The sequence below is a fragment of the Streptomyces aureoversilis genome, from assembly GCF_042657885.1.
Classification (GTDB): domain Bacteria; phylum Actinomycetota; class Actinomycetes; order Streptomycetales; family Streptomycetaceae; genus Streptomyces; species Streptomyces aureoversilis.
Genome location: NZ_JBHSKJ010000004.1, coordinates 427,295 through 452,584, shown reverse-complemented (window position 1 = coordinate 452,584; position 25,290 = coordinate 427,295). Strand labels below are relative to the sequence as shown.

Here is a 25,290-nt window from a genome sequence, read left to right as displayed (position 1 = left end):
TCAGCTCCACAGTTCGAGCGGGAGGTCGGTGCCGTAGTAGCCGAGGAAGTGCCCCAGGGTGATGCGGGGCTCGTCCCCTGACGGGCGCACGGCGTGGATCTGACGAGGGTTGAGCAGGAGCAGATCACCCGGGGCCGGCTTGACGACCTCCACGGGCGGGCCGATCTTCTCGCGGTCGATTCCCCAGGTCCGCCCGTCCATGAGGTGGCGGTAGACGTCCTCGCCGGGCTCGGTCCCCCACAGCTCCAGCTCTCCGCCGGTGCGCGGGATGTTGATGTAGATGTTGATCGAGAGCTGCGCTTCGAGGCGGCGCGCGTGCTCGGCGGGCAGGTTCCGCTCGAGGGCGTCGGTGTGCGGATTGAGGTCGACGTTCTTGTCCTGGTAGCGGCAGATGCCGATGAACGCCTTGCGGCCTTCGACGTGCATCAAGCCGGCCCCGGCGGCCCAGGTCTCCTCCAGCAGCAGCCGCAGGACGTCGCTGGGCGAGGCGTAGGGCGCGAACAGGTCGCGCATCCGCTGGATGTTGGTGCGCGCCTCGGCGTGATAACGATCCCGCGACGCGCTGTCGCTGATCTCGGAGTAGGCGAATCCGATGCGCTTGAACTCCGCGGCCTGACTCAGACTGCCCCGGTCGGGGTGGTCGAAGAGCTGCCGCTGCGCCGAGGCGAGCGCCTCCGGGTGTACGAACCCCGGAACGTGGACGGCCAGCGTGGTGCCTTCGACGACCGAGAGGATGTCCTCTTGGGACAACTGGCATGCGGTGGTGCGCTTGACGTTGATGATGGTCCCCCGTGTGTGCGGCCCGCGTGCCCGAAAGGGGGACACAGGGGCGTTTTGCAGGTAATGCCATCATCCCGACCGGTAATTACCGGATCCTCATGCTGTGTATCGATTCGCAGGTGCACCCTTGGATGAGGCGGGTGCGTCGGTCATTCCTCCCGACGACGGAGACGACCGCGTGGCGCCTCCGTCGCGAGGCAGGGGGCGCACCCCGGATACCCGCCATGGGCGCGTGCCTGCACATTCACGCCCCGACCCACCCCCGAGGGCACGCCCCACGGCTGCTCACACCCGGCCGGCAGCGGGCGCGGCGGGCGCAACGGACGCAACGGGCCTCCTGAGCGCATTCGCCGGAGCAAGCCAGTGCGTATGGCCGGTCAGCCGAACCCGCTCGGATCGGAATGGATCGGCCGACGACGCCCGGCGCGTCCGTGCAGACGGTGCAGACCGTCACAACCAGCTGACGCGGGCGTTCGCGATGTCCTCCTCGGCCTGGCCGGCAGGCGGACGGGCCAGCTCTCCCTTGGCCACGCCGTCGAGCAGCCTCCGTACCGCCGCCATGATGTCGGGGACGGCGTTGCGGAGGTCGGCGGCGTCGTCCGGGCCCGCCTCGGAGGCCGGGACGTCGGCCTCCGCCAGGAGGGTGTCGAGGTCCGCCAGCCTGCCGGCCACCCAGTCCAGCGGTGCGGCGGAGAGTTCCTCGACGAAGACGCGCCCGCCGGGCTCCCAGCCGTCGAACTTAGGGTGGTGGTGCGCCCGGTCCAGGCTGCCGGACGGGCCCGCCACGGACTCCAGGAGGTCGGCCCGCCACAGCGGGCGGTCGACCACGACGGGCCGCGACGCGTAGATGCCTCCCGGCAGGTCTCCGGGCCGCAGGACGCGTACTTCCAGGCGCACTCCCCGTTCGGCGCCCTCCTGCCCCGGGATCGGGTCGGGATCCACGAAGTACATGTCGCTCGCCACTACGCCGATCCGCTCGAAACCGAAGACGTACAGCATGTGCCCTCCCGGATGTCCCGACCGATGGAGCTGCTGCTCTATGGAGCTGCTGCTCTCAGGGTGGGGCGGGGCACGCAGGTGCGCCAGAGGGCCTGATTGCGCCACCGGGGGGTGCCGCGCGCACCCTCTTGCTCACCTCCGCTCACCCCTGCTCGTCTCCTACTTGTCGTGCTGTCGGCGCACCATCTCGGTGATCCAGACGGGCGCGAACGGAGACGTGCAGCCCGGGGAAGTCGGGTAGTCCTTGAGTACTCCCAGGCGCTCACCGATGTCGATTGCACGGGCGCGGTGCTCGGCGTGCTCGATCCCGATCTGAGCCAGGCAGTGGTTCATCGCCCACTGCAGGCGATCCGGGGCGTCTTTCATCTCCGCATCGATGACGTCGAGAAGTCCTGCGAGGTCGAGGCCGTCGGGATTCTTCGTCACGCGTTCGGTGGTCAGCGCCCAGCCGGCACTCGCGACCACCGGATCCGGATCGGCGGACCAGGCCAGGCGCAGCGCTTCCGAGTGCGGGTTCTTCTTCACCACGTAGTTCACGAGCCAGTCGTGCACCTTGGGTGTGCGCGCCTCGCGCAACATGACGTCCAGCTCGTCACGTTCGAACGCCTTCGGGCGGCAGATCAGGGTCGCCAGCAGTCTTGCCGCCGAATCACCCGTCTCCCAGAGCCGGTACGCGAGGTCCTGCTGCGTCTTGAGCCGCTTCGCGAGCGCGCGCAACTTGCTGAGGTTCACACCATGGTCGTCACCGTGTTTCTCGTTCACCTTGCGCGTCTTCGGGTCCTCGAGCTCGGCCAGCTCGGCCATCACCTCCGCCAACGCCGTCTCGGCCACCTCAGCCTCCTGCCCATCGCGTGAGTGATTCAGCCTACGGCGGGAGCCGGCCTCCTGCCGTGCACGCCGGCGCCGACGACGCCTCGGTACCGGCGACACAGCGGGGCGCGCTGTGGTCCGTCCACGGTCGGAGATCGCGATCGCCGCGTCACCCACATGGCGCAGGAAACCGTTCCGTCGTCGGACCTCTGTCTACGCGCCCTGTTCCTCGGGAGCGGCATGAGGCGACGGGCATGGCACAGCAGTAGGCCGATGGCCTTGTGAGCTGCACGGGGCAAGCACGGGTGCCGACTTGTTGCTGGTGCGGCCCGGCCCGGACCCACGGTATGAGGGCAGGCGCCGGAATCGACGGCAGTCCCGGTCACTGCGCCCGCTCACGCGCCGTACCGGTTCATACCGGTATAGATGTACCTCATGGGGTCATCCGGCTGCCTGCCACCTCGTGCGCCGCCGGGGCCCGGGTGTGAGCGTGGCAGTACAGCGTGGCGCCGAATGCCGGAGGAGGCGATCGTCGTGGCCGGACCGAAGTGGTCGGGGGCCCTCATGTTCGACCTGCTCAGCGTGCCCGTGCCCGTGTCCGTGCCCGTGTCCGTGCCCGTGTCCGTGCCCGTGTCCGTGCCCGTGTCCGTGTCCGTGCCCGTGTCCGTGCCCGTACCTGTGTCCGTGCCCGTGAGCCACAGCCGGATAGAAGGGATGGTCATACCAATGCGGTGACCGTTGAATTTCTCCGCACCCTCCCCCCACCATGGCCTCGGAGGCACCTCATGCCCGAGCACCACTCCGGCCAGGGCCGCCCGCATCCCCCCACGGCGGCGGCCATCCTCCTCTCCCTGCTGACCGTATTCACCCTGCTCGTCACTCTCCCCGGAACCGCCGCCGCGGTCGCCCGAATCGACGACCGGCCGACCCACCCCGAGCAGGACTGGATGGGCTCGACCATCCGCGCCCACGAGGGCGAACGAGGCCCGGCGGCCAAAGGCTCCTCGCTGCCCGACCCCTCGCCGCCCGGCCTCCCTATGGCGGGCCCCCCGGCGGGCCCCGCAGCAGGGCCGCCGGCGAGCGCCTCGGTAAGCGCAACGGTCAACGGCGTGGACGTCAGCAGCCACAACGGCAACGTCGCCTGGTCCAAGCTCTGGAACAGCGGTGTCAGATTCGCCTACGCCAAGGCGACCGAGGGCACCAGCTACACCAACCCCTACTTCGCCCAGCAGTACAACGGCCCGTACGACGCGGGCATGATCCGGGGCGCGTACCACTTCGCGCTGCCGAACAACTCCGGCGGCGGCGCACAGGCCGACTACTTCGTCCGCCACGGCGGCGGCTGGACGGACGACGGCTGGACGCTGCCGGGCGTGCTCGACATGGAGTACAACCCCTACGGCAGCACCTGCTACGGCCTGAGCGCGGGCCGGATGATCGACTGGATCGAGGACTTCCTCGACGCCTACCGCGACCACACCGGGCGCGACGCGGTGATCTACACCTCGACCGCCTGGTGGAAGAAGTGCACCGGCAACTACGGCGGATTCGGCAAGTACAACCCGCTGTGGGTACCGCGCTACGGCTCCTCCTCCGGTGAGCTTCCGAACGGCTGGGGCTTCTACACCTTCTGGCAGCACACGAACACCGGCCCCACCGTCGGCGACCACGACCGTTTCAACGGCTCGTACGACAGGCTCGAGGCGCTCGCCTACGACTGACCGGGCTTCGGAGTGAAGGACGGCGGGTCCTGGCGCCTCGGTGCCAAGCCCCGCGTCCTTCACTCATCAAGCGGCTGCACGCATATCGCGTTGTCGGCCCAGAGGTAGGCCCATAGGGTCATCGGCATGTCTGTACGTCTTCGTATGCGTCAAGCACTGCCGGAAGCGATGCGCGCCCGCGACAAGGCCGCGGTGAGTGCCCTGCGCGCGACACTTGCCGCGCTGGACAACGCCGAGGCGGTGCCCGTGGACGAGGCCGAGCTCCGCGGCGTGGCCCTTGAGCATGCGCCGGTCGGTCCCGGCGCCACCGAAGCACCGCGGCGTGAGCTGAGCGAGCGCAGCATGGTCGATGTCGTGCGCGCCGAGGCCGCCGAGCGACTGGAGGTGGCGGCACAGTTGACCGCGCCGGCCCATGCTGACCGAGCTGCACAACTACGCGCGGAGGCTGCCGTGCTGCTTCGGTTCCTGGAGGGTCCCGTCACCGGATAGTGCGCGGCGTCGGCGCCGGCGCCGTATGCCTTGCACGGCCAGGCCGGGTCGGATCCGACTCCCGTCGCAGCCGTTACGGTGGGGCGTCGGGTGGGGTGATCTCCACCAGGCGCGGGGCGGAGAAGCACCAGCGCAGCCACAGCACTGACTCGATGTCCCAGAAGGGCGCCGCGGCCAGGCCGTCCGCCACCGGGACGCGGAACCCCTGGGCCGCGACGATCGCGCGCAGGGTCATGTGCACCCCCGCGAAGTCCCGGGCGGCCTTTGCCCAGTCGGGGTAGACGTCGTCGCCGCGGACCAGCGGGTAGCGTCCGACGAATGCCGCCCAGTCGCTCGCGCCGCCGATGCCGAGGACATCGGCGGCGGGGTCGGTGACCGGCAGCTCCCAGGTCTGCCACGGCCGGGGGTGGAGGCTCGATCCCAGGTCGAGATACATCCGCCACATGCCCGGCCCGTCACGCCGCGCCGTGGACGTGTAGAGCCCCAGGCGGAAGGGCTTCGTGCTGGGCGGACCGGGATCCCCGCCGGGCGCGGTGAAGTGCTCCCGGTCCGGGGCGGGCCGCCGGTGGGGCATCAGCTCGTGCGGGCTGGTGCCGATCCAGTGCTGTCGCGTCCGGTCGAGCGGCCCCCGGACGAGGCACTCCTGGTCCCGGGCGAGCCGGCCCAGCAGCAGGCAGCTGTCGGCCAACTCGTCCGCCTCCTCCACCTCGGACGGGGCAAGGGCGGCCGGACCGCCCGCCAAGGCCGTCATCTCGGGTTCGGTCCACCCCGTCATGACGGAGGTGAAATGGCGCAGCCGGGCTTCCGTGTCGACGGTGAGGTCCGCCGCCGCGTCGAGCTGTGCCACTCGTCGGCGCAGGATCCGGGCAGGGGTGGGGCGCACACCGTGATCCTTCCCCGGTGGCGCCCCTCGGCAACACGATGCCGTCCTTCCGGCGGCCGTGGTTCAGCAGCTTCGGAAGCTGCTGCGGCTTCAGCAGCTTCAGCAGCTTCAGCAGTTCAGGGCAACCTCCTGGCCGAGAGCGTTGGCGGAGGCGGTCGGCGGGCGGTAACCGGGCGGGAAGACGACCTTGAAGTACATCCAGCCTCGGTAATTGCCGGGGCTGCACCTCACGGCCGCGTTGTTCTGGGCGCTACGGGTGTTCGTCTGCGTCCTCAGCGTCGACTGATGGACGAGATGCCCGTTCTTGTACAGGGCCGCGCGGGTGGTGATCTGTGGCACGGGTGCCGAGCACGAGACCGTCACGACGACGTTGATGGTGCCGGGCACGTGGGTGGAGTTGTGCGGGCGCTGTACCTGGCCCTGACAGCGGATCACCGCGGACGCGTCGGCATCCGAACCGGACTTGCCCGCATCGACGCTGCCGCCGTCGGCGTCGCGTCCCCCCCGGCACGGTGGCCGGAGCGGACGGATCGTCGGCTGCTCCTCTTGCCGCGGCGGGTGAGGTGCCGCCGATGAACGCCAGGACTGCCATCGACGCGGCGGCGACTGCCGTCCTCCATGTGCGCATATCTACTCCTCTATGTGCGCCTGGTCCGTTTTGGGTGCGAGCACGCCAAGAAGAGACTGTACAAAGGAGAATCGATTCATCATGAAAGGTGACATATGTTCGAGCGTGGATCCCGGTCGGTCCGGCCCGGGCTCAGCCGGTGGGAGCGGGGCGCGCGTCAGGGCGAGTGCTGGAAGGCCAGAGGGAGTCGGGGAAGACGGCCTCGTCGGATTCGGTGTCGGGCATGAGAGTGGCGAGCATCTGCTGGGCGGTCCTGGCGTTGTCGGTGGCGCGGGGCAGCATGACGCTCTCGTAGGCGTCGAGGGCCTCCTCGATGGTGGAGTGGTCAAGGACGGCCCGGGCGAGTTCGGCGCCGTCGAGCAGGGCGAGGTTGGCGCCGACGCCGACGGGCGGCATCAGGTGGGCGGCGTCGCCGAGCAGAGTGATGCCGGGGACGCGCTGCCAGGAGTGGGGAACGGGAAGGACGAACATGGGCCGGTTGATGAAACCGCCCTCGTTCTCGCGCAGGATGTCCAGCAGGCTCTCGTGCCAGCCCTGGTACTGGGCGAGGAGGCGCTCGCGTACGGCTTCGGCGTCCGCGAGGTCGAGGCCGGCGTGCCAGTCCTGCGGGCCGCGGAAGGTGGTGTAGGCGCGGACGTGTCCGTTGCTGTTGCGCTGCAGCACCAGGCTGCGGCGGCCCGCCTTGGCCGTCATGGTGCCGCGGCCGACGAGGCGGGCGATGCCGGGGTGGCGGTGGTCGACGTCGTCGAAGTGGGATTCCACCATGGTGATCCCGGTGTAGGAGGGTTGGGCGTCGGACAGCGCGGGGCGCACCCGGGACCAGGCGCCATCGGCGCCGACGACCAGGTCGAAGTCCTCGGAGGCGCGGTCGTGGTGGTGCAGGCGAGCGGCGCCGTGGGGGAGCGGGGTGACGGCCGTTACGGGGTGGCCCCAGCGGACCGTGCCCGGGGTGAGGGAGTCCAGCAGGAGCGCGCGCAGCTGACCGCGGTCGATCTCGGGCCTGCTCAGGTCGCCCTCGCCGGCCTGGTCGTGGCGCATCAGGGAAGCGTGACGGTCGTACAGGCGCCACTCCTGGCTCTCGGGCCGGGACAGGGCGAGGAACTGTTCGAACAGACCGGCCGCGCGCAGGGCTGCCTGGCCGGTGTCTTCGTCGATGTCGAGAGAGCCGCCCTGCGAGCGGGAGTGAGGGTGGGTCTCACCTTCGTAGACCGTGACAGGCACGCCGTGCTGCTGCAGGACGCGCGCGCAGACGAGGCCGCCGAGGCCGGCGCCGGCGATTGCGATGCGAGGAGTGGTGGACATGGGGGTCACGCTCCGTTCGGCGGTTGAAGAGAGTGCTGGCGTCTTCGTGGTGACGCCCTGTTTCGGGCATGGCGGATCAGTCGCCCCGGTGTGGGGCGCATCCCGGGCTTCCGGCGCCTGGGTGCCGGTCGAGGGGCGCTCGCCCACAGAAGCACAGCAGCTCCAAAAGTACAACCGCTCCGACTTTCTATCCGCTCGCCTTTGTGATCGAGTCACTTCAAGCGGGTAGGGTGGGTGCATGGCCGAGACAACGACAGGACGCCGCGAGCGCAAGAAGGCCCGGACCAGGCAGGCGCTGGCGGATGCCGCACTGCGGCTGTTCACCGAGCGCGGCTTCGACAACGTCGGTGTGCGCGAGGTGGCAGAGGCGGCCGACGTCTCGCTGAGCACGCTCTTCAAGCACTTCCCCAGTAAGGAAGCCCTCGTCTTCGACCTGGACGAGGACATCGAGAGCGCCTTGGTCGCCGCCGTTCGCGACCGGGCTCCCGGCCAGTCCGTGCTGCACGCCCTCGGCGACCACATGGTGCGCACCCGTACCGCCGTGCGGACCGACGACCCCATGTTCGTCCTCGTCGAATCCACCCCCGCGCTGCGGGACTACGCCCGGCGCATGTGGGCGCGCCACGAGAAGACACTGGCCGCCACCCTCGCCGAAGCCACCGGGCTCCCCCCGGAAGCCCCCGCCGTCACCGGCCTGGCACGCTTCGCCCTGGAAGCCCCCGGCATCGCCGCCGCCGGCGACGACCCGGCCCGGACCATGCGCGACTTGTTCACCCTCCTGGAACACGGCTGGGCCTCCACCCCCCTGGCACGCGAGGAAGACCACCCTGCTTGCCGGACCTGAAAACCCTTGGCGCCCTGGACGTCCGTACTCCTAGAGTGATCGGTGTCCAGGTGCGAAGGCGGGACCTACTTCGACTCTTAATCGGGAGGTCGCGGGTTCGAATCCCGCCGCCGGCACACACGCCGGCGTAGCTCAGAGGCAGAGCACCTTGTCGGTTCCGCCGCCTTGAACTCTGGACACCAAGCTTCAGCACCTCCCGGTGCGCGGGCCATGGCTACTTCGTTGTGATCGAATCCCATGCCGTGGCCACTTTTGAACTCGGGAGGCGCGGCACCGGGGCGTCCGGTGCGCAGGTGACGGTTACTTCTGGAACAGCCGGTCGCGGGTTCGAATCCCGTCCCAGCCACGGGCTGGTGTAGCTCAGCCAGGAAGAGCAGCTGTCTGTACCGTCGCCGACCTCGTGATCTCGGACGCCCTTGTGCCGTGCTTCCCCGACGAATTCGGGGGAATTCACATGGCACGTTTCAACACCCGTGCTCCCAAGGCGGCCGGGCCCGTCTCGCCCGTGACCACGACCGGGCGGCACACCCGCACGCACCTCGGCGGCAAGGGGCACACGCGGGACGACCGCTCCGAGCTGTTCCTGCTCGCGGTCGCCAACTTCGTCTCCCAGCAGACCTACCACGAGAGCGGTACGAGCCGTGACGACCGGTTCGCCACGCTCGTACGCAAGCTCGCCGTCGAGGACCCGGCCTGGACCGCCGGCCTCCTTCGGTGGCTGCGCGGCGACGGCCGGATGCGCACCGCCTCCCTCGTCGGCGCCGCCGAGTACGTCAAGGCGCGCCTCGACGCCGACGCCACAGACGGTCCCACCAACCGCCAGGTCGTCGACTCCGTCCTGCGCCGCGCCGACGAGCCCGGCGAGATGCTGGCCTACTGGACCTCCGCCTACGGCCGGAACGTCCCGAAGCCCGTCAAGCGGGGCATCGCCGACGCGGTCAAGCGCCTGTACACGGGCCGCAACCTCCTGAAGTACGACACCGCTTCCAAGGGCTACCGCTTCGGCGACGTCCTCAACCTCGTCCACCCCACGCCCGACCCGGACAAGCCGTGGCAGGGCGCGCTGTTCCAGTACGCCCTGGATCGCCGCCACAACCCGGACACCGCCGTCCCGCCCGTCTCGGACCGCACTCTGACCGCGCACCGTGCGCTGATGGCCGTGCCCGTGGAGGAGCGGCGGGCCGTGGTCACCGGCTCCGACGGCGCCGAGCGGCTCGCCGCGGCGGGCATGACCTGGGAGACGCTGGCCGGTTGGCTGCAGGGTCCGATGGACGCGGCGGCGTGGGAGGCCGTCATTCCCTCCATGGGCACGATGGCCCTGGTCCGCAACCTGCGGAACTTCGACGAGGCCGGTGTGTCCGACGAGGTCGCCCAGCAGGTGGCCGCCCGGATAGCCGACCCGGAAGAGGTCGCGCGGTCCCGGCAGTTCCCCTTCCGGTACCTGGCCGCCCACCAGCACGCGCCCTCGCTTCGCTGGGCCTACCCGCTGGAGCAGGCCCTGGGCCACTCGCTCGAGAACGTGCCCCGGCTGCCCGGCCGGACCCTGGTCCTGGTCGACCGCTCCGGCTCCATGTGGTCCCCACTGTCCGACCGTTCCCAGCTCAACCGCGCGGACGCCGCGGCCATTTTCGGCACGGCCGTGGCCATTCGCGCGGCCGACGCCGATCTCGTTGAGTTCGGCACCACCAGCGCGCCCGTGGCCTACCGCCGGGGTGAGTCGGTCCTCAAGGTGCTCGAGCGGTTCGGGAGCCTCGGCGGCACCGACACCACCGAGGCGGTGCGCCGGCACTACCGCGGCCACGACCGGGTCCTGATCGTCACCGACGAACAGGCCGGCCATCACCACGCGGGCGACCCGACCGAGCAGGTCCCGGCCCACATCCCGGTCTACACCTGGAACCTCGCCGGTTACCGGCCCGGCCACGGCCCGTCGGGATCCGGCAACCGGCACACCTTCGGCGGGCTCACCGACGCGGCATTCCGGATGGTGCCGCTGCTGGAGGACGGCCGGGACGCCAACTGGCCTTGGGAGCACTGACCGCAGGCGCAGGCGCGGGTGCGGGTGCGGGGGAGGGCGGGGGTGCGGGCGCCGGGTTCGTGGCTCCCGGCTCCTCCACCTCCGCATCGCCGGAGCGCCGGCGCAGCGTCGCGGTGGCGATGTCCAGGAAGTCCCGTACGGGGCCCGAGCAGTTGCTCTCCGGTACCGCCAGGCAGGTCTCCACGGGCAGGGCATCGGTGACGGGCAGGTAGACCAGGTCGGGGCGGGAGTACGAGCCTGCGACCCTGAGGGGGACGAGTGCGATGCCCTGCCCGGAGGCGATGAGCTCGAACTTCTCCTCCAGTGAGGACGTCCGCCGCGTCCTGACGTCGAGGATCGGCTCACCGTCGAGATCGGCCGACGTGAGTGCGTGCCGGCCGGCCAGCGGATGCGTCACGGGTAGGCACGCGACCTTGGTCTCGTGACCGATGGGGACGGTGCGCAGCCCCGAATCGTCGAAGGGGCGCCGGAGGTATCCGACGTGCGCGCGGCCGTCGCGCAGCGGCGCGTCCTGCTCCCACCAGCGGAGCGGGAAGACGTCGATCTCGACCTTCGGGTGGTTCGCCGTGAACGCCCGGATCGCATCCGACACGTGCAGGCCGGGCGAGAAGGCGATGACGAGCCGCTGCGCGCCCCGCTCGGCCTCGTGCACGCGCCGCAGCGCCGCGGCCACCACCGTGGTGATCCTTCGCGCCTCGTCGTACAACTGCTGCCCCGCGGGGGTCAGCTCAACGCTGCGCGTGGTCCGCGTGAACAGCCGGCATCCCAGCTCCTGCTCGAACGCGCGGATCTGCCGGCTGAGGACCGGCTGCGCGATGAACAGCGCCTGGGCCGCCCGGCCGAAGTGCCGATGGTCGGCCACCACGACGAAATAGCGGAGCTTGCGCAGATCCAAATCTAAATCTGAATCCAGATCCATGCCCTAACGGTATCAATGTGGTCGGAAGAGTATTGGACGCCCGGATGGATCACTCGGAGACTCGAATCATGAGTGGTCGTCACCACCACTCCGACGACGGTCCTGGCATCCTCACCCACGATAGGAATCACATGACCGACACCGACACCGACACCCGTAAGACCGCCCTCATCGTCGGGGCCTCCCGGACCCTGGGCCTCGGCCTCGCAGCCGAGTACCTTCGCCGGGGCTGGAACGTCATCGGCACGGTCCGCGGCAGCCGGCGCACCGGCCTCCACGACCTTGCCGAAGCGTCCGGAGGGCGGCTGGCCATCGAGTCGCTGGAGATGACCGAGCCGGAGCAGATATCGGCACTGCGCGACCGACTGGCAGGGCGCACCCTCGACCTGCTCTTCGTCAACGCCGCCATCACGCGCGGCGATGTCCCGATCGGCGAGGTCCCGACGGACATGTTCACCGAGGTCATGATCACCAACGCACTCAGCCCGATGCATGTCGTGGAGTCCCTCCGCCCGCTGGTCGCACCGACCGGGACCATCGGCATCATGTCCTCCGACCAGGGCAGCGTCTCTCTGAACACCGACGGAGGGCAGGACCTGTACCGAGCCAGCAAGTCCGCACTGAACCAGCTGATGCGCAGCTACGCCGCCCGCCATGCCGAGGACAAGCGGACGCTGCTGCTCATGGACCCGGGCTGGGTGCGCACCGAACTCGGGGGACCCGACGCCGATCTCAGCGTGGAGGAGAGCATTCCAGGGGTGGCGGCGACGATCGAGAGCCACCGCGGGGTGCCTGGTCTCCACTTTGTCGACCATCAGGGGCAGGCCGTGCCTTGGTAGGCAGGCCGTGTCTTGGCGGACGCCGCGACCGGCCCCCCTCGTCCCGCGGGCCATGACGCCCCCTCCCTTCACCGCATGAAGCCGATCCACGTCTCGTCACTCTTGGGGATCACGTAGACCGGGTCTCTGCCCGCCCTCCATCCCCGAGGCACGACGGTAGTAGCCGTCCGAGCCTTCGACGAGCCGCCGCAGGCCGGTGTACCGGTAGCGGTGGCGGAGCCCGGCACCGAGGTCTTCCTCGCGCACGCCGTGCAGGCTGAGGCGCTTGCTGCTCAGCGCGAGAACGCCCGTCCACTGCCCCACGTGCCGCGCGTGCACCCGGGCCTGGTGCCGGCCTTGATACGCGGCGCCCAGCGTGACCGCCCACAGGAGGAGCAGGCCGGCGGCGATCAGGGGCACGGCCCTGTGACGGACCTTGCGCGGCTGTTCGTCGTTCTCCGAGTTTCTGAGGCCCAGCAGGAGCCCCGCCGCGAGGGTGACGGGCGCGGCCCAGCCGTACGGTTGAACGTGCCGCCACAGCAGGTGCAGCACCAGCCCGGCGGCCAGTACGACCAGGTGAAACCGTGCAGCCGTGGTCAGCGCGGCTGACAGGAACCGTGCGAACGGGCTCGGGGGGACTCTGAGTCCCGCGACGATCAGAACCACGCTGCCGGTCACCACGACCGGCAGCGTGAGCAGGTTCAGGCTCTGGATGACGAACGCGGGGAACCCGATTCCCAGGCGGAAGGCCGACAGGTGGAAGTAGCCGTAGTAGCTGCTGGTGTACACCGCCCCCAGATAGAACATGAGCGCCGCGATGAACGACGCCTGACCGACCAGCGCCTTGGCCACAGCCGCCGGGTCGTCGGTGGATTTCCCGGAAACCGGGGACTGACGATCTCCGCCGGATTCGGTCACGTGGCCGCTGGGCCGGGTTGTGCCGGAGGTGTGGTACCTGGCGGCACCGTCGGTACGAGGGGAGTCGTCCGGCCGTTTCCGGTGCCATTCGGTTCCGGGAGTGGCGTCGGGATGGAACCGTCGCTCGTCGTGGGAGCGGCAGGGGAGGACGTCGTCTCCTCCCGCTCGGGTTCCTCTTCGTCGGCGCAGGCAGCGCAGCACATCAGACACACCGTGATGGCTGCAGCTGCGCCGATCCGTCGGCCGATCGCTTTGTTCATGAGGACCTCCCGGGTCAGGAGGCTAGGGCTCCGGCGTGGCCTCCGGGGGCGAAGCCTCGGCGCACCACGCCGTGCTTTCGCCCACGTGGCGTCACCCCATGGCCCTTGCCCTTGAGGGCGGCGACGGTGCTGAGTGTCCGTGTCAGGCGGGCTTCAGGGGGCGAAGACCGTGCTCGCCAGGACTACGTGGGTGGCTGTGCCGCCGAGGATGCTCAGCAGGGCGTTGCGGCGCCACAGGTGCAGGCCGACGGTGACGGCGAGGGCGGCCAGCGGGGCCAGGGTTCGCGTGTGGGTGAGGGGGAGGTCGCGCAGGCAGTAGGCGAGGAGGATCACCATGACGCCGGCGGGCATGCGGGTGCTGAGGTACCGCACCGTGCTGCTGGAGCGCAGGGGTGTGAGGGCGGCGAAGGGGAGGGCCCGCAGAGCCCAGGTGACGGCGGCGGCGACGAGGACGGCGGCGATGGCGTAGCGCGTGTCAGGCATGGGTCGGCTTCCTGCCGGTGGTGAGGTGGCGGGCCAGGAGGGCGGCGGTGAACAGGGCGAAGGCGGCCAGGAGCATCTGCCCCGGGAAGAGGAGCCGGGCGGTCAGGGCGCTGAGCAGGGCGAGCGCGGGGGTGGGCAGGTCGCCGCGCAGGTCCCGGACCGCGTCGAGGGCCAGGACCGTGAACATGGCGGTGAGGGCGAAGTCCAGGCCCGTGACGCCGTCCGGGATGAGGGAGCCGAGCAGGGCTCCGGCCACTGCGCTGCCCGCCCAGTACAGGTGCAGGAAGAACTGCAGCCACAGCATGCGCCGGCCGGACCAGGAGCGGGCCTGCTTCCCGGTGGTCAGGGCGTACGCCTCGTCGCACAGGGCGAAGGTGGCGTACGTCTTGCCGAGGCGTCCGGGTATGCGGTGCAGGGGGAAGGACAGCGCGTAGAAGACGTGCCGGACGTTCACCATGAACGCGGACAGCGCGACGGCCGCCAGTGGGGCCGCGGCCGTGACCATGCCGATGAGCAGGAACTCGAACGATCCGCCGAAGGCGAGCGTCGCGGACAGCCCCGCCCACCACCAGTCCAGGCCCGACTGGGTCACGAGCGCGCCGAAGGCGAGGCCGAGCGGGATGAATCCCAGGCCGGCGCCCGCGGAGTCATTGAACGCCGCACGCGCCTCGGACGGTCGGGCGGACGGAGGGACGGGCGCAGGGACGGGTGCAGGCCGAGGACGGCCCTCGGTGACAGCAGGGCTTATGTGCATGGAGAAATTTTAGGAAGAATCCTGCCTCATATGGTTGCTGCTTATCGCCCTATGATGAGGCTGTGAGCAATGAAGTGAGCCTTGATGACGTTGACCGAGAAATTTTGTTTCATCTCCGTCAGGACGGGCGACTGACCAACGTCGAGCTGGCCAAGCGGGTCGGCCTGACCCCGCCGCCCTGCCTGCGCCGGGTCAAGCGGCTGGAAGAGACCGGCGTCATCGCCGGATACCGGGCCGTCGTCAACCCCGAGGCCATGGGCCGCGGGCTGGAGGTCCTCATCGACGTCGAGATCTACGCCCAGGACCGCAAGAGCTTCGAGGAGTTCGAGGACACCGTCGCCTCCTACGACGAGGTCGTCGAGTTCCGCCGCATGTACGGGCGTCCGGACTACTTCATCCGCGTCGCCGTGGCCGACCACGCCGCCTACGAAGCCTTCCTCACCGGCAAGCTCAGCTGCTTGCCCGCCGTCCTCCGCCTCGAATCCCACCTGACCATGAAGGAGATCAAGACCAGCCAGTGAGCGCGGCACGCGACGGCTCACGGTCGGCTCCGGCAGCCGGAGACGCGGATCCGCTTCGGCGCCCTCGCCGAACTCACGCAGAATCCGCCGACTCTTGATCGATTGGCCAGGGCATGGCCGCCGGAGGAATCTCGATAGCAGGGAAGAAGAAGGTGGTCTACGTGAATCGGATGGCGTCGTTGTGCACAGCCGGGGGCGCCATGATTGTGGTCGCGCTTTCCGGTGCCGTGGGCCCGCAGGCATAGGCGGCCGGTGACGACCGCGAGAAACGCAGTGCGGAGGTCCTCCAGGAGCTGGTGCCTTCCGCCGGTGGCCCGGGCTGCGCGGCCGCGGTCGGCATACGCGGTGATGTCGTCTGGGAGGCGGGGAGAGGAAAAGCCGACCTGGCGACCGGGCGTGCCATTACCTCGAAGACGGTCTTCGACATGGCGTCAAACTCCAAGCAATTCACCGCAGATGCCGTGCTTTTGCTGGCCGGGCGGCATCAGCTCGCACTGAGCGACCCCCTGTCCGATTTCCTCGACGACCCGCCCGCCTGGACCCAGGACGTCACGCTGGGTGACCTGATGCATCACACCAGCGGCATTCCCGACTACCAGGATCTGCTGGAGGCCAAGGGCATCGAGCTGACGGATCCGGCCGGCCAGCAGGAAGCGATCGCGGCCATCCTCGCCTCACGGCCGGAGGATCCGCCAGGTGAGCGTTTCTCCTACTCCAACTCCAACTACGTCCTCCTGGCCCACGTTGTCGAAAGGGTCACCGGCAAGCCGTTCCCGAGGTTTCTCCAGCAGGAATTCTTCGCCCCGCTGCACCTGCGCATGACTTTGTCCCCGGCAGTGGACGTTCCCGGCAAGGCGAAGTCGTACGACGAGAAGGACGGCTCCTTCACCCCGAACTCCTCCCCTTGGAAGCAGTACGGAGACGGGTCCGTTCAATCCACTCCTGGGGAATTCGTCCGCTGGGCCGACAATTACCGCACCGGCCGCATCGGTGGAACGGAACTGCTCGCCGGAGTCACGGAGGGGGCAGTGAGCGTGGGCGACGCCCTGCGTCAGCGCGGCATCGAAGAAGGGCGGTACGGGGCCGGAATCCTCCTTCTCCCCGACGAGAGCCTGGTGCACCGCGGCGACTGGGAGCAATTCCACAGCACCTTCAAGGTGAGCCCGGACCGGAACACTGCAGTCACCGTGGTGTGCAACTTGGAGTCACCCGACAATTTCCGGGCAGCGAACCAACTGCTGGACATCTGGACCAAATGACCGGGCGGCCGACGACCTCGGACCTCGGCCAGGGTGCCGACGTCCGACGCCCCCGCGTCCCTCGAGTCGGGGCCCACTCGGGAGTGCCTAAACTTCGGCCGTGAACGACAGCACTCATGGCATACGGATCAGACCGGGCAGCCTGGCCGACGCGCCGGCCATTTTGGGCATGCTCGATTCCGCGGTGGTCTGGATGAACGATCGCGGCAATACCGAGCAGTGGGGCACGACTCCGCATTCACAAAGGCCGGGTGGGGTGGCGCGGGTGGAGCGGTACACGACCGAGAACGCCCCCTACATCGCGGAGTTGGACGGAGCACCTGCGGGAGCCCTGGTGCTGGACTCCGGTCCCAGCCCGCAGATGCCGATCACACCGGCAGAGGAACCCGAGCGGTACGTCCGGCTGCTGGTCTCCGACCGCCGGCACGCCGGTCTGGGTATCGGGGCGGCACTGCTGGCCCATGCCGCCGAGGAGACCCGGCGGGCCGGCGTGAAGCTGCTGCGGGTCGACTGCTGGGCGGGTGGCGGGGGCGAGCTGGTCGCGTTCTACGAGCGGAACGGGTTCACCCCCACCGACCGGTTCCTGTCCGGAGCCTGGCCGGGACAGGTGCTGGCCCGGCGGGTCGGCTGACGGCGGACAGACCGCCAGGGGGGCGCCCGCCGCCGGGGGGCGGCACCCACCCCCGGCCCGGTGGCCGCGACCACAGTCCGTGACGCAACAGTGCAGCGTTCAACTGGCCGGGAATGCCCTTGGTGTATGCCTGGCGCAGCGGAAGGATCCCGGGTGTTGGCAGAGAGTCCACGATCTGGGAGTTGCCCATGAGTTCACGTGTGACGCGTATCGCCATAGCCGCAGGCGCCGGACTGCTGGTCCTGGCCGCCGGGAGCACCACCGCGCAGGCCCGGACGGAGTCCGTGTCCGGGAGCAAGACCTGCCTGGTCGACGTCGACACGGACAGCACCCGGTGCTTCGGCACGTTCCGCGAGGCCGTCGCCGCCTCCACGGAGGGACGCATCACTGACGCGCCCCGTTTCGCCAAGGACGCCGCGCGGGACCGGACGCTGGCCGACAGACTCCGCGCGGCTTCCGCCGCGAGAGGCGGCCTGAATGCCGAGCTCGCCATTCTCTACGAGCACTGGAACTTCGGAGGCGCGTCGATCATTCTCAACGGCGGCGCATGCCGGAGCGGCAACGGCCGGGACTATGCGGGCGAGTTCACCGATTGGGCGGACAGCATCAGCTCGGTCATCCCCGTAGCCTGCTGGATCGAACTCTGGGCCGACCCCCACCAGACCGGGACGCACCAGGAGTACCGCGACTCCACGCCCTATGTGGGGGATGCCATGAACGACCGGGCGAGCTCGTACGCCCTCCTGTAGTCCCAGGCCGTAGGTCCTGCTCGGTACGGCGGCGGTGCCTCTGGTGGCGGAGCTGCTCCGGCGGCATCGGCGGCATCGGCGGCTCCGCCTCGTACGCCCGGTACAGCAGTTCCGGCGGTCACCGAAGGCGGCGGCGACTTCACCGCGGTGCATGGATTTACCCGCCCGAAACAGATTCTCGGCAGACTCTGCAGCATGAAGATCGAACAGGTGCCCTGGGCGGACCCGGATGCCGGCAGACTGCGTGACCGGCAGCGAGCTGAGATCGCTGCGACCTACGGAACCCCGGACAGCGAGCCCGGGGTGGCGCCGTCGGCAGCGGACATCGCAGTGTTCTTCGTGGCCCGCGAGGACAACGGCACCGCTGTGGGGTGCGGAGGGCTTCGCGACCTCGGTGACGGGGTCGGCGAGGTCAAGCGCATGTACGTATCCCCGGCCTTGCGCGGCTCAGGAGTCGCCACACGCATCCTCTGCACGCTGGAGGACTGGGCGCGTGGGCAGGGGTGGACGAGCCTTCGATTGGAGACCGGCGACCGCCAGCCCGACGCCGTGCGCTTCTACACACGCTCCGGCTACGGGCGGATTCCGAATTTCGGTGCCTATGCCGGCGTTGAGAGTTCTTTGTGTTTCGAACGACTGCTGTAGCACTGGAGCCGAGGACGGCACGGGAAGGGAAAACGTGGCCGACGGGCGCTCAGTAGGGGTGCCGGTTCGGCTTGTTCGTCCAGGCCTCGTAGGCGTGTGCGCCGATCTCGGGGTGGATCTGCTCGATCTTGATCCGCCGCTCGTCGAGCGGCTTCCCGAAGTCCTCGTACTGGAAGGAATCGTCGAAACCGATGCGCCGGGTGTCGTCCAACGCGCAGCTGAAGTAGACGGCATCGATCCGGGACCAGTAGATGGCGCTCATGCACATCGGGCACGGAGCGCCGCTGATGTAGATGGAGCAGCCTTGGAGCATGCGGGCGCGCTCGGGTACGGGGTCCGGTGAGCCCTCAGGGCGGGGGACGTATTCCAGGGTGCTCTCGTTCTGGTGCTCTTCGGCGATCGACGGGGCTTCCGGGTTGAGGTACTGCACGGCCTTGCGGATTGTTTCTACTTCGGCATGGGCCGTGGGGTCTCCGGTCAGGAGGACCCGGTTCTGCCCACGAGCGATGATCTTCCCGTCGCGGGCGATCACTGCGCCGAAGGGGCCGCCCCAGCCGTTCTCCACGGACTCGGTGGCAAGGCGCACCGCCTCGGTGATGAGCTCTTTGTGTTCCATCGCGGAGTCTCCCGTCGGCGTCGGTTTCCCGCTGCGGAGGGGGCTCGCGGAGCAGGTAATCAAACACCCGGTTTGCCCTATAAATTCCGTATCGACTAGGCTACTCCAGGTGAGTCCACGTGCAAGCCGTGACTCCACGGCCGAGAACGCCACCGTTGTGACCTCGCAGAAGGTGCGCGCAGGCCACGTCGACGAGTACCAGCGCTGGCAGAACCGGACGAACGAGGCGGCCCGCGAATTCGACGGGTTCGAGGGCTCCGAGGTGTACCCGCCCGGCGTCGGCTCGGAAAACGAATGGGTGGCAGTATTCCGGTTTTCCGGAATCGACTGCCTCACCGCCTGGCTGGAATCGGACCGCCGGCGGCAACTGCTCGCCGAAGGCCGGAGCCTTTTCGAAGCGGATCCGACACAAGAGGTGCTCCGCGGCGGCACCACGGCCGAACAGACCCCCGAGACCGTCACCGCCGTCATCTCCCATCAAGTGAAGCCCGGGCGCGAGGAGGGCTTCCTGCGGTGGCAGAAGAAGGTCCTCAAGGCGCAGGAGAAGTTCCCCGGCTTCATGGGATCCGAGCTGTTCAAGATCATCGGGGTCTTCGGCCTGACGACCCACTGACCGCCACCGCCACCGACACCGTCACCACCGCCATCGCCACCACCGTCGGCCACAACAGGCCCATCGAGGAGGCCAGAATGCCCGGGCGCTCACCCTCAGCACGCTTCGAAGGAACCCTGATCCGGCGAGGCGACCGCGCGTACGACAGCGCCAGGGCCGCCGCGGTGTGGAACGGGCTCAAGCCGGAGCGCTTCCCCGAGGCCATCGTGCAGGCAGCGTCCGAGCGGGACGTTGCGGAAGCCCTTTCCTGTGCACGCTCCGAAGGGCTCCGCATCTCGACACGTTCCGGCGGACACAACTGGTCCGGCTCCCAGCTCCGCGACGGGAGCCTGCTGATCGACCTCTCCGGGTTCCGGCGGTGCAGCATCGACCCGGGGTCGGTGACGGCAGTGGTCGGGCCCGCCGCCACCGGAGAGGACCTGGTCAAGGCGCTGGCCCCGTACGACCTCGCCTTTCCCGTGGGCCACTGCCCCTCCGTCGCCGCGGGCGGATTCCTGCTCAGCGGCGGACTCGGATGGAACTCTCGCGCCTGGGGACCGTCATGCGCCGACGTCCTGGAGATCCAGGCCGTCACCGCCGACGGCCGGACGGTCACCTGCAGCGAGACCGTCAACCCCGACCTCTTCTGGGCCGCCCGCGGCGCGGGGCCCGGCTTCTTCGCCGTCGTCACCCGCTTCCGGCTCCGCTTGCACCCCCACCCGGGGGCCGTCGTGACCACCAGACTCACCTTCCCACTGGCCGCAACCGGTCCCGTGGCGGCCTGGGCGGAACAGGTCGCCCGCGAACTCCCGGTGAACGTCGAGACGGCCTTCGTCCTCACCGCCTCCGGTGAACCGACCCCCACAGCACCGCCCGGTCCGCGGATCCTGGTCGGCATGACCGCATTCGCCACGACGCAGGAAGAAGCACTCGCCGCTCTCTCGCCCGCCGGGTCCTGCCTCTTCGCCGACAGCACCGTCCTCCGGCAAGGGCCCGAGCCGACGTCGTTCGCCCGCCTGCACCAGGGCACCGGCGCGGCATGGCCTTCGGCGCACCGGTACGCGGCCGACACGCTGTGGTCGGAGGAGTCGTACGAGACACAACTGAACCGTATGGCCGACGCCGTGGCCCACGCGCCCTCCGGCAAGTCTCTCGTACTCGCGCCGGTGCAACCCGCATCCGAAGACCCTGCTCTGCTACGGAACATGGCCTTCTCGCCGCTCGGAGACTCCTACCTCGTCTGCTACGCGGTCTGGGACGACCCCGCCGCGGACGCGGCCAACGTGCAGTGGCTGCGGGACGCCATGGCCTCGGCCGACCCGTCGGGCCACGGCGGGCGCTACATCGGCGAGACGGACCTGGAAGCCGACGTCTCCCGTGCCCGGCGTTCGTACGCACCCGCCGACTGGGACCGCCTGCAGGAGCTCAAAGCCGCATGGGACCCGGAGAACGTCTTCCACTCCTACCTGGCACCGTGACCTGAGGGAGCCCGGCGGACGCCTCGGACGTATCGAGTGGCCTTGCCGGCAGCGAGCACGGGCAGCCGCAGCCGGCTGCTGAATCCGGCCGGACCGCGGCTGCCGCCGTAACTCCTCGATCGTCGGTGTCGTTATGCGGTGGGCGGAGGCCCGAAATGACCACTGCGGGCTGCGGACCACCGGGCGGGACGAGGCAGTGATGACACGCATTCTGTTGCACAGCACTGTCGCCCACGGCACGTCGGAGCTGTCGCCCGGGACCGACGAGGTCCTCAAGCGGGGGGCGGCCCTCGTCGAGCCCGAGCTGCGCAGGATCGTGGCACGGCTTCACCCGTCCGTGGCCCGGGTGTGCCGCTACCACATGGGGTGGGACGCAGAGGACCCCGCGGGTCTCGTGCAACGAGCCGGCAAGCGCGTGCGCGCGGCGCTGGCGGTGCTGTCGGTCCGCTCCGTCGGAGCGCCGGAGCGGTTCGCCGCCGTCGCCGGAACGGCCGTGGAGCTCGTGCACCAGCTCTCCCTGCTGCACGACGACGTCATGGACGGTGACACCGAGCGGCGCGGCCGGCCTGCCGCCTGGGCCGCGTTCGGTACGGGCCCGGCCGTGCTCGCCGGTGACGCTCTCGTGGTGCAGGCGGTCGCCGGGATCTTCCACGCGCAGGCTCCCGGGGCCGCCGCGGCCACCAACGCTCTCATCGTGGCGGTGGAGAAGATGGTGGAGGGGCAGGCGGAGGACCTTTCGCTCGAAGGGTGGTCCGTGCGCGAGGCCTCTCCCAACCAGTACGTGCACATGGCGCGCGGCAAGACCGGCGCCCTCTTCGGCTGTGCCGCGGCTTTGGGCGCCGTGCTGGCCGACGCGCCGGCCCCCGTGACGCAAGCACTCCACTTCGCGGGGACCGAGTTGGGGGTGGCCTTCCAGATCCTCGACGACATCCTCGGCCTGTGGGGTGAGAGCACGGTCACCGGGAAGCCCGTCGGGACGGACCTGATGCGCGGCAAGAAGACGTTGCCCCTGCTGCTCGCGGTCGGCTCCGGTACAGCCGCCGGTCAGCGGCTCGCGGCCCTGCTGGACGCCGGTCCGCCGGGTCCGGTTGACGTCCCCGAAGCCATGCGGCTGCTGGAGGAGACGGAGAGCAGGAGACGTGCCGAGGAGGTGGCCGTCCGCCACGTGGCGTCGGCAGTCGCCGCCCTCGGCGAGGCGGCGATCCCTGCCGACGCAGGGGAACAGTGGCGGCATTTCATCACCGACCTGTCCCGCCGCAGCAGCTGACAGTCACCGCGATGGCGTTCGCCACGATGGCGTTCGCCACGATGACGGTTACGACGAAGACGGCCGATACGCAGGAGGAAGCACTCGCCGTGCCCCGAACCCCGCACGCTCTGCGCGTGCACGACGTACACAAGTCCTACAGGTCACGCCGTGTGCTTCGAGGCGTTTCGTTCAGCCTGGAGCCCGGCACACTGGCAGGCGTCGTGGGTGAGAACGGCTCCGGCAAGAGCACGCTGCTGCGTATCCTGTGCGGCCAGATCGCCGCCGACTCCGGCAAGGTCGAGCACGGCGGCTCCCTGGGGTACTGCCCGCAGGAGACGGTGCTCAACGACGCCCTCACCGTCGACCAGCATCTGAGCTGGTTCCGGACCGCCTACGGCCTGGAGGGGCTCGACCGAGCCGAAGAACTGCTGGAAGAACTCGGTTTCGCCGAATACCGGCACACCCGTGTGGAGGTCCTCAGCGGAGGCACCCGGCAGAAGCTCAACCTCACCTTGGCGCTCATGCACGACCCGGACGTGCTGTTGCTGGACGAGCCGTACCAGGGCTTCGACTGGGAGACCTACCTCCGCTTCTGGGACGTCGCGGCCCGGCTCCGCGAGCGGGGACGCTGTGTCCTCGTCGTGTCGCACCTGGCCTGGGACACCCAGCGGCTCGACGTCGTGCTCCGGCTGCGTCACGGAGTGGCGGCACCGGGGGAGTCCGGCGCGATGCGCCCGGTGGCGGCGCGAGGGGCGGACCGGTGAACCGTACGCAGAGAGGTCTCCGCACGGGCGCCTCGTTCGCCCTCCTGGAACACGCCCGCAACCATCTTGCCTCGGTGCTGGTCGTCGTGTACATCCCTCTCTGGCTGACGCTGGAGCACTTGTTCGTCACCCCGGCGCCGGCGCGGTTCCTGCTGCGCGCGGCGGGGCGCACCGTCACCGTCAACGGAAATCACCTGACGATGGTGTCCGGGGCCGTCAATACGGTGACACTCATCGTCGGCTTCATGATGTTCATCACGACCTTCAAGTCCCTCGCCTTCGACCGCAGGCTCGCGTTCGCCGGATACCCCCGTACTTATTTGCTCCTGAGCAAGGTCATCGCCATGACCGTCGCCGCCGCCCTCATTGCGGGTTACACGACGGCCGTCATCTGCTGGTACTGGGATCCCGCCCGGCCGGGGCTCCTCGCGCTCGGTCTGTTCACCGCCGCGGTCGCCTACGGCGGTATCGGCGTCCTCCTCGGCGCCTTTCTGCGCAACGAGTTGGCGGCGCTGTTCGTCATCATCATGGCGAGTCTGCTCGACACCATGCTGCAGAACCCCATGAGCAACACGGGAGCCGACAAGGACGGGCTCCAGCTGCTCCCCGGCTACGGTCCGACACAGGTCAGCGTTGCCGCCGGCTTCACCTCCACGGACACCCCGTACGGGCACCTCCTCCTGGGCCCCCTGTGGTTCGTCCTCATGTGGGGACTCGGAACGGCCGCTTTCTTCGCTCGCACCCGCAACCATCTGCGGGTGCCCGGGAGCGCACGGCTGACAAGGAGGCTGACGTGAGCCGCCACGAGATGCGCTTCGCCGGACTCTGGAGGGCACCGCTCCCGCCCGGCACCATGTACGCCAAGCTTGCCGACATCGAGCACTACCCCGGATGGTGGCCGGCCTTCCGTTCCGTGAAGCAGACCGGAGAACGGGAGTGCGAGCTCGTCATCAGGTCGATGCTGCCCTACGAGCTGACGGTACGGCTGACACCGGTCGTCGAGGACCCGGTCGAGCGCGTCTTGGAGGCGGCACTCGAAGGGGACATCGCGGGCAACGTGCGGTGGTGCGTGGGGGACGACGGCGGGCACGGCTGCGTGGCCTCCTTCACTGAGCACGTCAGCGTCAGGAAGGCCGCGTTGCGGCGCTGGATGCCACTGGCGCGCCCGTTCTTCCACCTCAACCACGCCGTGGCCATGCGATCGGGACAGCGTGGTGTCGTAGCCGGTGTTCAGCGCCGGCCCGGGCGGCCCGGATAGGCGGAACGCCGCGTGCGTCGTCAGGCCGGGTGTGCCAGGAGGTCGTCCAGTTCGGCTGCGAAGAACAGGGCGGGATCGAAGCCCATGTCGGCGAAGTGGCCGGCGAGTTCCAGGGACAGGACGCCGTGCAGCCGGGTCCAGAAGGCCAGGGCCCGGTGGAGGGCCGAGGGTGGGGCGGGGTGGCCGGCGGCCCAGTCCCGGTGGCCTTCCAGGTGGGTGGTGAACGGAGTCGCGGGGCCGTCCGGGGCGAGCGCCGTGCACGCGTCGAGCAGGGTTTTCATGATCTCGTCGGCGATGCCGGTGATGTCCTCGGGCGCCTGGTAGCCGGGGACGGGGGTGCCGTAGACGAGGAGATACCGCTGGGGGTCGTCCATGGCCCAGGCTCGTAGGGCGTGGGCCAGTGCGGCCAGGTCGGCGCCGGTGGCGGAGGCCGTGCGGAGGGTCTCGGCGAGGCTTCGGTACGCCTCCCGGATGAGTTCGGTGATCAACTCGTCGCGGCTGGCGAAATAGCGGTAGAGCGCGGGTCCGCTCATGCCCATCTGTTTGGCGATCGCGTTGAGGGAGAGCGCGGACGCCCCCGCCGTGGCGATCTGCTCCCAGGCGTGCTTCTTGACCTCCGCGCGCACCTGGGTGCGATAGCGCTCCCGCGGACTGCTCGCGTCCGTCGTCGCCATGGCCTGCCGCCTTCCCCGCCCGTGTGGCTACGCCTTCAAGATTTGGTTAGAGGGTATCACGGACCTGTTGACCCATCACTTCGCATCGCGTTATAACTTCTAACGAAGGTTAGAGCTAGCCCGGTGCGGAATGTGCGGTGCGGCTGCGCGACCGTGCACTCCGCCCGACGAGGGGAACACCATGTCCGGCTTCCGTAGCACCCGAAGT

General features: G+C 69.4%; 28 protein-coding genes. 16 read left to right on the top strand and 12 right to left on the bottom strand.

Annotation, left to right across the window (positions count from 1 at the left end; all coding sequences use genetic code 11):
- The 3 genes from ACFPP6_RS09855 to ACFPP6_RS09845 form a co-directional block, all read right to left on the bottom strand.
- A complete protein-coding gene (locus ACFPP6_RS09855) occupies nt 1–750 on the bottom strand; it encodes a 2OG-Fe(II)-dependent halogenase WelO5 family protein (RefSeq protein ID WP_382039170.1) in 750 nt (249 codons plus the stop codon).
- Nucleotides 751–1,230: 480 nt separating this feature from the next.
- The gene (locus ACFPP6_RS09850; RefSeq protein WP_382039168.1) at nt 1,231–1,779 is read right to left on the bottom strand and encodes a hypothetical protein; all 549 of its coding nucleotides are present in this window, start codon (nt 1,777–1,779) and stop codon (nt 1,231–1,233) included.
- 159 nt (nt 1,780–1,938) lie between these two features.
- A complete protein-coding gene (locus ACFPP6_RS09845) occupies nt 1,939–2,583 on the bottom strand; it encodes a DNA alkylation repair protein (RefSeq protein WP_382039253.1) in 645 nt (214 codons plus the stop codon).
- 791 nt (nt 2,584–3,374) lie between these two features.
- On the opposite strand from ACFPP6_RS09845, the gene ACFPP6_RS09840 reads away from it, so the two are divergent.
- Both ACFPP6_RS09840 and ACFPP6_RS09835 read left to right on the top strand, forming a co-directional pair.
- Entirely contained in the window at nt 3,375–4,310 is a 936-nt protein-coding gene (locus tag ACFPP6_RS09840) for a lysozyme (protein WP_382039167.1), read from the top strand.
- Between the two features lie 168 nt (nt 4,311–4,478).
- Nucleotides 4,479–4,799 carry a GatB/YqeY domain-containing protein gene (locus tag ACFPP6_RS09835; protein WP_382039251.1) on the top strand — a complete coding sequence of 107 codons (321 nt, stop codon included), beginning with the start codon at nt 4,479–4,481 and terminating at the stop codon, nt 4,797–4,799.
- Between the two features lie 73 nt (nt 4,800–4,872).
- Here ACFPP6_RS09835 and ACFPP6_RS09830 read toward each other — a convergent pair whose 3' ends face one another.
- From ACFPP6_RS09830 to ACFPP6_RS09820, 3 genes are all read right to left on the bottom strand, one after another.
- Nucleotides 4,873–5,682, bottom strand: coding sequence for a hypothetical protein (locus ACFPP6_RS09830; protein ID WP_382039165.1), 810 nt, complete (start codon nt 5,680–5,682; stop codon nt 4,873–4,875).
- A 108-nt stretch (nt 5,683–5,790) separates the two neighbouring features.
- Complete coding sequence (locus ACFPP6_RS09825; RefSeq protein ID WP_382039163.1) at nt 5,791–6,117, bottom strand: hypothetical protein; 327 nt, start codon at nt 6,115–6,117, stop codon at nt 5,791–5,793.
- Nucleotides 6,118–6,442: 325 nt separating this feature from the next.
- Nucleotides 6,443–7,612, bottom strand: a complete 1,170-nt coding sequence (locus ACFPP6_RS09820) for an FAD-dependent oxidoreductase (RefSeq protein ID WP_382039161.1) — start codon at nt 7,610–7,612, stop codon at nt 6,443–6,445.
- A gap of 238 nt (nt 7,613–7,850) precedes the next feature.
- Here ACFPP6_RS09820 and ACFPP6_RS09815 point away from each other — a divergent pair, with 238 nt between their 5' ends.
- Both ACFPP6_RS09815 and ACFPP6_RS09810 read left to right on the top strand, forming a co-directional pair.
- Nucleotides 7,851–8,456, top strand: coding sequence for a TetR/AcrR family transcriptional regulator (locus tag ACFPP6_RS09815; protein WP_382039159.1), 606 nt, complete (start codon nt 7,851–7,853; stop codon nt 8,454–8,456).
- Nucleotides 8,457–8,910: 454 nt separating this feature from the next.
- Nucleotides 8,911–10,494, top strand: a complete 1,584-nt coding sequence (locus tag ACFPP6_RS09810; RefSeq protein WP_382039157.1) for a TROVE domain-containing protein — start codon at nt 8,911–8,913, stop codon at nt 10,492–10,494.
- Here the strand turns inward: ACFPP6_RS09810 and ACFPP6_RS09805 are convergent.
- Entirely contained in the window at nt 10,421–11,413 is a 993-nt protein-coding gene (locus ACFPP6_RS09805; protein ID WP_382039155.1) for a LysR family transcriptional regulator, read from the bottom strand. The genes ACFPP6_RS09810 and ACFPP6_RS09805 overlap by 74 nt on opposite strands.
- A 131-nt stretch (nt 11,414–11,544) precedes the next feature.
- Between ACFPP6_RS09805 and ACFPP6_RS09800 the strand changes: the two genes are divergently transcribed.
- Nucleotides 11,545–12,252: an SDR family NAD(P)-dependent oxidoreductase gene (locus tag ACFPP6_RS09800; protein WP_382039153.1), complete on the top strand. Its 708-nt coding sequence runs from the start codon at nt 11,545–11,547 to the stop codon at nt 12,250–12,252.
- Nucleotides 12,253–12,348: 96 nt separating this feature from the next.
- Here the strand turns inward: ACFPP6_RS09800 and ACFPP6_RS09795 are convergent, their stop codons facing one another.
- The 3 genes from ACFPP6_RS09795 to ACFPP6_RS09785 all read right to left on the bottom strand — a co-directional run bounded on the left by ACFPP6_RS09795 (nt 12,349) and on the right by ACFPP6_RS09785 (nt 14,646).
- Nucleotides 12,349–13,149, bottom strand: coding sequence for a hypothetical protein (locus tag ACFPP6_RS09795; protein WP_382039152.1), 801 nt, complete (start codon nt 13,147–13,149; stop codon nt 12,349–12,351).
- A 413-nt stretch (nt 13,150–13,562) separates the two neighbouring features.
- The gene (locus ACFPP6_RS09790; RefSeq protein ID WP_382039150.1) at nt 13,563–13,892 is read right to left on the bottom strand and encodes a branched-chain amino acid transporter permease; all 330 of its coding nucleotides are present in this window, start codon (nt 13,890–13,892) and stop codon (nt 13,563–13,565) included.
- Nucleotides 13,885–14,646, bottom strand: coding sequence for an AzlC family ABC transporter permease (locus ACFPP6_RS09785; protein ID WP_382039148.1), 762 nt, complete (start codon nt 14,644–14,646; stop codon nt 13,885–13,887). Before ACFPP6_RS09785 ends, ACFPP6_RS09790 begins: the two co-directional genes overlap by 8 nt.
- 74 nt (nt 14,647–14,720) lie before the next feature.
- Between ACFPP6_RS09785 and ACFPP6_RS09780 the strand changes: the two genes are divergently transcribed.
- From ACFPP6_RS09780 to ACFPP6_RS09760, 5 genes are all read left to right on the top strand, one after another.
- Nucleotides 14,721–15,167, top strand: a complete 447-nt coding sequence (locus ACFPP6_RS09780; protein WP_465269367.1) for an Lrp/AsnC family transcriptional regulator — start codon at nt 14,721–14,723, stop codon at nt 15,165–15,167.
- Nucleotides 15,168–15,463: 296 nt separating this feature from the next.
- Nucleotides 15,464–16,426, top strand: a complete 963-nt coding sequence (locus ACFPP6_RS09775) for a serine hydrolase domain-containing protein (RefSeq protein WP_382039144.1) — start codon at nt 15,464–15,466, stop codon at nt 16,424–16,426.
- Nucleotides 16,427–16,526: 100 nt separating this feature from the next.
- Nucleotides 16,527–17,057, top strand: a complete 531-nt coding sequence (locus ACFPP6_RS09770; protein ID WP_382039142.1) for a GNAT family N-acetyltransferase — start codon at nt 16,527–16,529, stop codon at nt 17,055–17,057.
- 188 nt (nt 17,058–17,245) lie between these two features.
- Nucleotides 17,246–17,806: a hypothetical protein gene (locus ACFPP6_RS09765; protein WP_382039140.1), complete on the top strand. Its 561-nt coding sequence runs from the start codon at nt 17,246–17,248 to the stop codon at nt 17,804–17,806.
- A 195-nt stretch (nt 17,807–18,001) separates the two neighbouring features.
- The gene (locus tag ACFPP6_RS09760) at nt 18,002–18,451 is read left to right on the top strand and encodes a GNAT family N-acetyltransferase (RefSeq protein ID WP_382039139.1); all 450 of its coding nucleotides are present in this window, start codon (nt 18,002–18,004) and stop codon (nt 18,449–18,451) included.
- Nucleotides 18,452–18,500: 49 nt separating this feature from the next.
- Here the strand turns inward: ACFPP6_RS09760 and ACFPP6_RS09755 are convergent, their stop codons facing one another.
- The gene (locus ACFPP6_RS09755) at nt 18,501–19,067 is read right to left on the bottom strand and encodes a nucleoside deaminase (RefSeq protein ID WP_382039137.1); all 567 of its coding nucleotides are present in this window, start codon (nt 19,065–19,067) and stop codon (nt 18,501–18,503) included.
- A 109-nt stretch (nt 19,068–19,176) separates the two neighbouring features.
- Here ACFPP6_RS09755 and ACFPP6_RS09750 point away from each other — a divergent pair, with 109 nt between their 5' ends.
- The 6 genes from ACFPP6_RS09750 (at nt 19,177) to ACFPP6_RS09725 (ending at nt 24,408) form a co-directional block, all read left to right on the top strand.
- The gene (locus ACFPP6_RS09750) at nt 19,177–19,680 is read left to right on the top strand and encodes a putative antibiotic biosynthesis monooxygenase (protein ID WP_382039135.1); all 504 of its coding nucleotides are present in this window, start codon (nt 19,177–19,179) and stop codon (nt 19,678–19,680) included.
- Nucleotides 19,681–19,757: 77 nt separating this feature from the next.
- On the top strand, nt 19,758–21,137 hold the full coding sequence (locus ACFPP6_RS09745; RefSeq protein ID WP_382039133.1) for an FAD-binding oxidoreductase: 1,380 nt from the start codon (nt 19,758–19,760) through the stop codon (nt 21,135–21,137).
- Nucleotides 21,138–21,336: 199 nt separating this feature from the next.
- The gene (locus ACFPP6_RS09740; protein ID WP_382039131.1) at nt 21,337–22,404 is read left to right on the top strand and encodes a polyprenyl synthetase family protein; all 1,068 of its coding nucleotides are present in this window, start codon (nt 21,337–21,339) and stop codon (nt 22,402–22,404) included.
- A 110-nt stretch (nt 22,405–22,514) separates the two neighbouring features.
- Nucleotides 22,515–23,150 (top strand): ABC transporter ATP-binding protein, encoded by a 636-nt coding sequence (locus tag ACFPP6_RS09735; protein ID WP_382039249.1) that lies wholly within the window; start codon nt 22,515–22,517, stop codon nt 23,148–23,150.
- Complete coding sequence (locus tag ACFPP6_RS09730) at nt 23,147–23,947, top strand: ABC transporter permease (RefSeq protein WP_382039129.1); 801 nt, start codon at nt 23,147–23,149, stop codon at nt 23,945–23,947. The genes ACFPP6_RS09735 and ACFPP6_RS09730 overlap by 4 nt, the downstream gene beginning before the upstream one ends.
- The gene (locus ACFPP6_RS09725; RefSeq protein ID WP_382039127.1) at nt 23,944–24,408 is read left to right on the top strand and encodes an SRPBCC family protein; all 465 of its coding nucleotides are present in this window, start codon (nt 23,944–23,946) and stop codon (nt 24,406–24,408) included. Before ACFPP6_RS09730 ends, ACFPP6_RS09725 begins: the two co-directional genes overlap by 4 nt.
- A gap of 20 nt (nt 24,409–24,428) precedes the next feature.
- Here ACFPP6_RS09725 and ACFPP6_RS09720 read toward each other — a convergent pair whose 3' ends face one another.
- Nucleotides 24,429–25,082, bottom strand: a complete 654-nt coding sequence (locus ACFPP6_RS09720) for a TetR/AcrR family transcriptional regulator (protein WP_382039126.1) — start codon at nt 25,080–25,082, stop codon at nt 24,429–24,431.
- Nucleotides 25,083–25,290 lie beyond the last annotated feature (208 nt).

Bases quoted from the DNA above. Each gene is read 5' to 3' on its own strand.
- ACFPP6_RS09850 (WP_382039168.1), bottom strand. From the start codon at position 1,779: ATGCTGTACGTCTTCGGTTTCGAGCGGATCGGCGTAGTGGCGAGCGAC.
- ACFPP6_RS09845 (WP_382039253.1), bottom strand. From the start codon at position 2,583: ATGGCCGAGCTGGCCGAGCTCGAGGACCCGAAGACGCGCAAGGTGAAC.
- ACFPP6_RS09840 (WP_382039167.1), top strand. From the start codon at position 3,375: ATGCCCGAGCACCACTCCGGCCAGGGCCGCCCGCATCCCCCCACGGCG.
- ACFPP6_RS09835 (WP_382039251.1), top strand. From the start codon at position 4,479: ATGCGCGCCCGCGACAAGGCCGCGGTGAGTGCCCTGCGCGCGACACTT.
- ACFPP6_RS09820 (WP_382039161.1), bottom strand. From the start codon at position 7,612: ATGTCCACCACTCCTCGCATCGCAATCGCCGGCGCCGGCCTCGGCGGC.
- ACFPP6_RS09815 (WP_382039159.1), top strand. From the start codon at position 7,851: ATGGCCGAGACAACGACAGGACGCCGCGAGCGCAAGAAGGCCCGGACC.
- ACFPP6_RS09810 (WP_382039157.1), top strand. From the start codon at position 8,911: ATGGCACGTTTCAACACCCGTGCTCCCAAGGCGGCCGGGCCCGTCTCG.
- ACFPP6_RS09805 (WP_382039155.1), bottom strand. From the start codon at position 11,413: ATGGATCTGGATTCAGATTTAGATTTGGATCTGCGCAAGCTCCGCTAT.
- ACFPP6_RS09800 (WP_382039153.1), top strand. From the start codon at position 11,545: ATGACCGACACCGACACCGACACCCGTAAGACCGCCCTCATCGTCGGG.
- ACFPP6_RS09790 (WP_382039150.1), bottom strand. From the start codon at position 13,892: ATGCCTGACACGCGCTACGCCATCGCCGCCGTCCTCGTCGCCGCCGCC.
- ACFPP6_RS09785 (WP_382039148.1), bottom strand. From the start codon at position 14,646: ATGCACATAAGCCCTGCTGTCACCGAGGGCCGTCCTCGGCCTGCACCC.
- ACFPP6_RS09765 (WP_382039140.1), top strand. From the start codon at position 17,246: ATGAGTTCACGTGTGACGCGTATCGCCATAGCCGCAGGCGCCGGACTG.
- ACFPP6_RS09760 (WP_382039139.1), top strand. From the start codon at position 18,002: ATGAAGATCGAACAGGTGCCCTGGGCGGACCCGGATGCCGGCAGACTG.
- ACFPP6_RS09755 (WP_382039137.1), bottom strand. From the start codon at position 19,067: ATGGAACACAAAGAGCTCATCACCGAGGCGGTGCGCCTTGCCACCGAG.
- ACFPP6_RS09745 (WP_382039133.1), top strand. From the start codon at position 19,758: ATGCCCGGGCGCTCACCCTCAGCACGCTTCGAAGGAACCCTGATCCGG.
- ACFPP6_RS09740 (WP_382039131.1), top strand. From the start codon at position 21,337: ATGACACGCATTCTGTTGCACAGCACTGTCGCCCACGGCACGTCGGAG.
- ACFPP6_RS09720 (WP_382039126.1), bottom strand. From the start codon at position 25,082: ATGGCGACGACGGACGCGAGCAGTCCGCGGGAGCGCTATCGCACCCAG.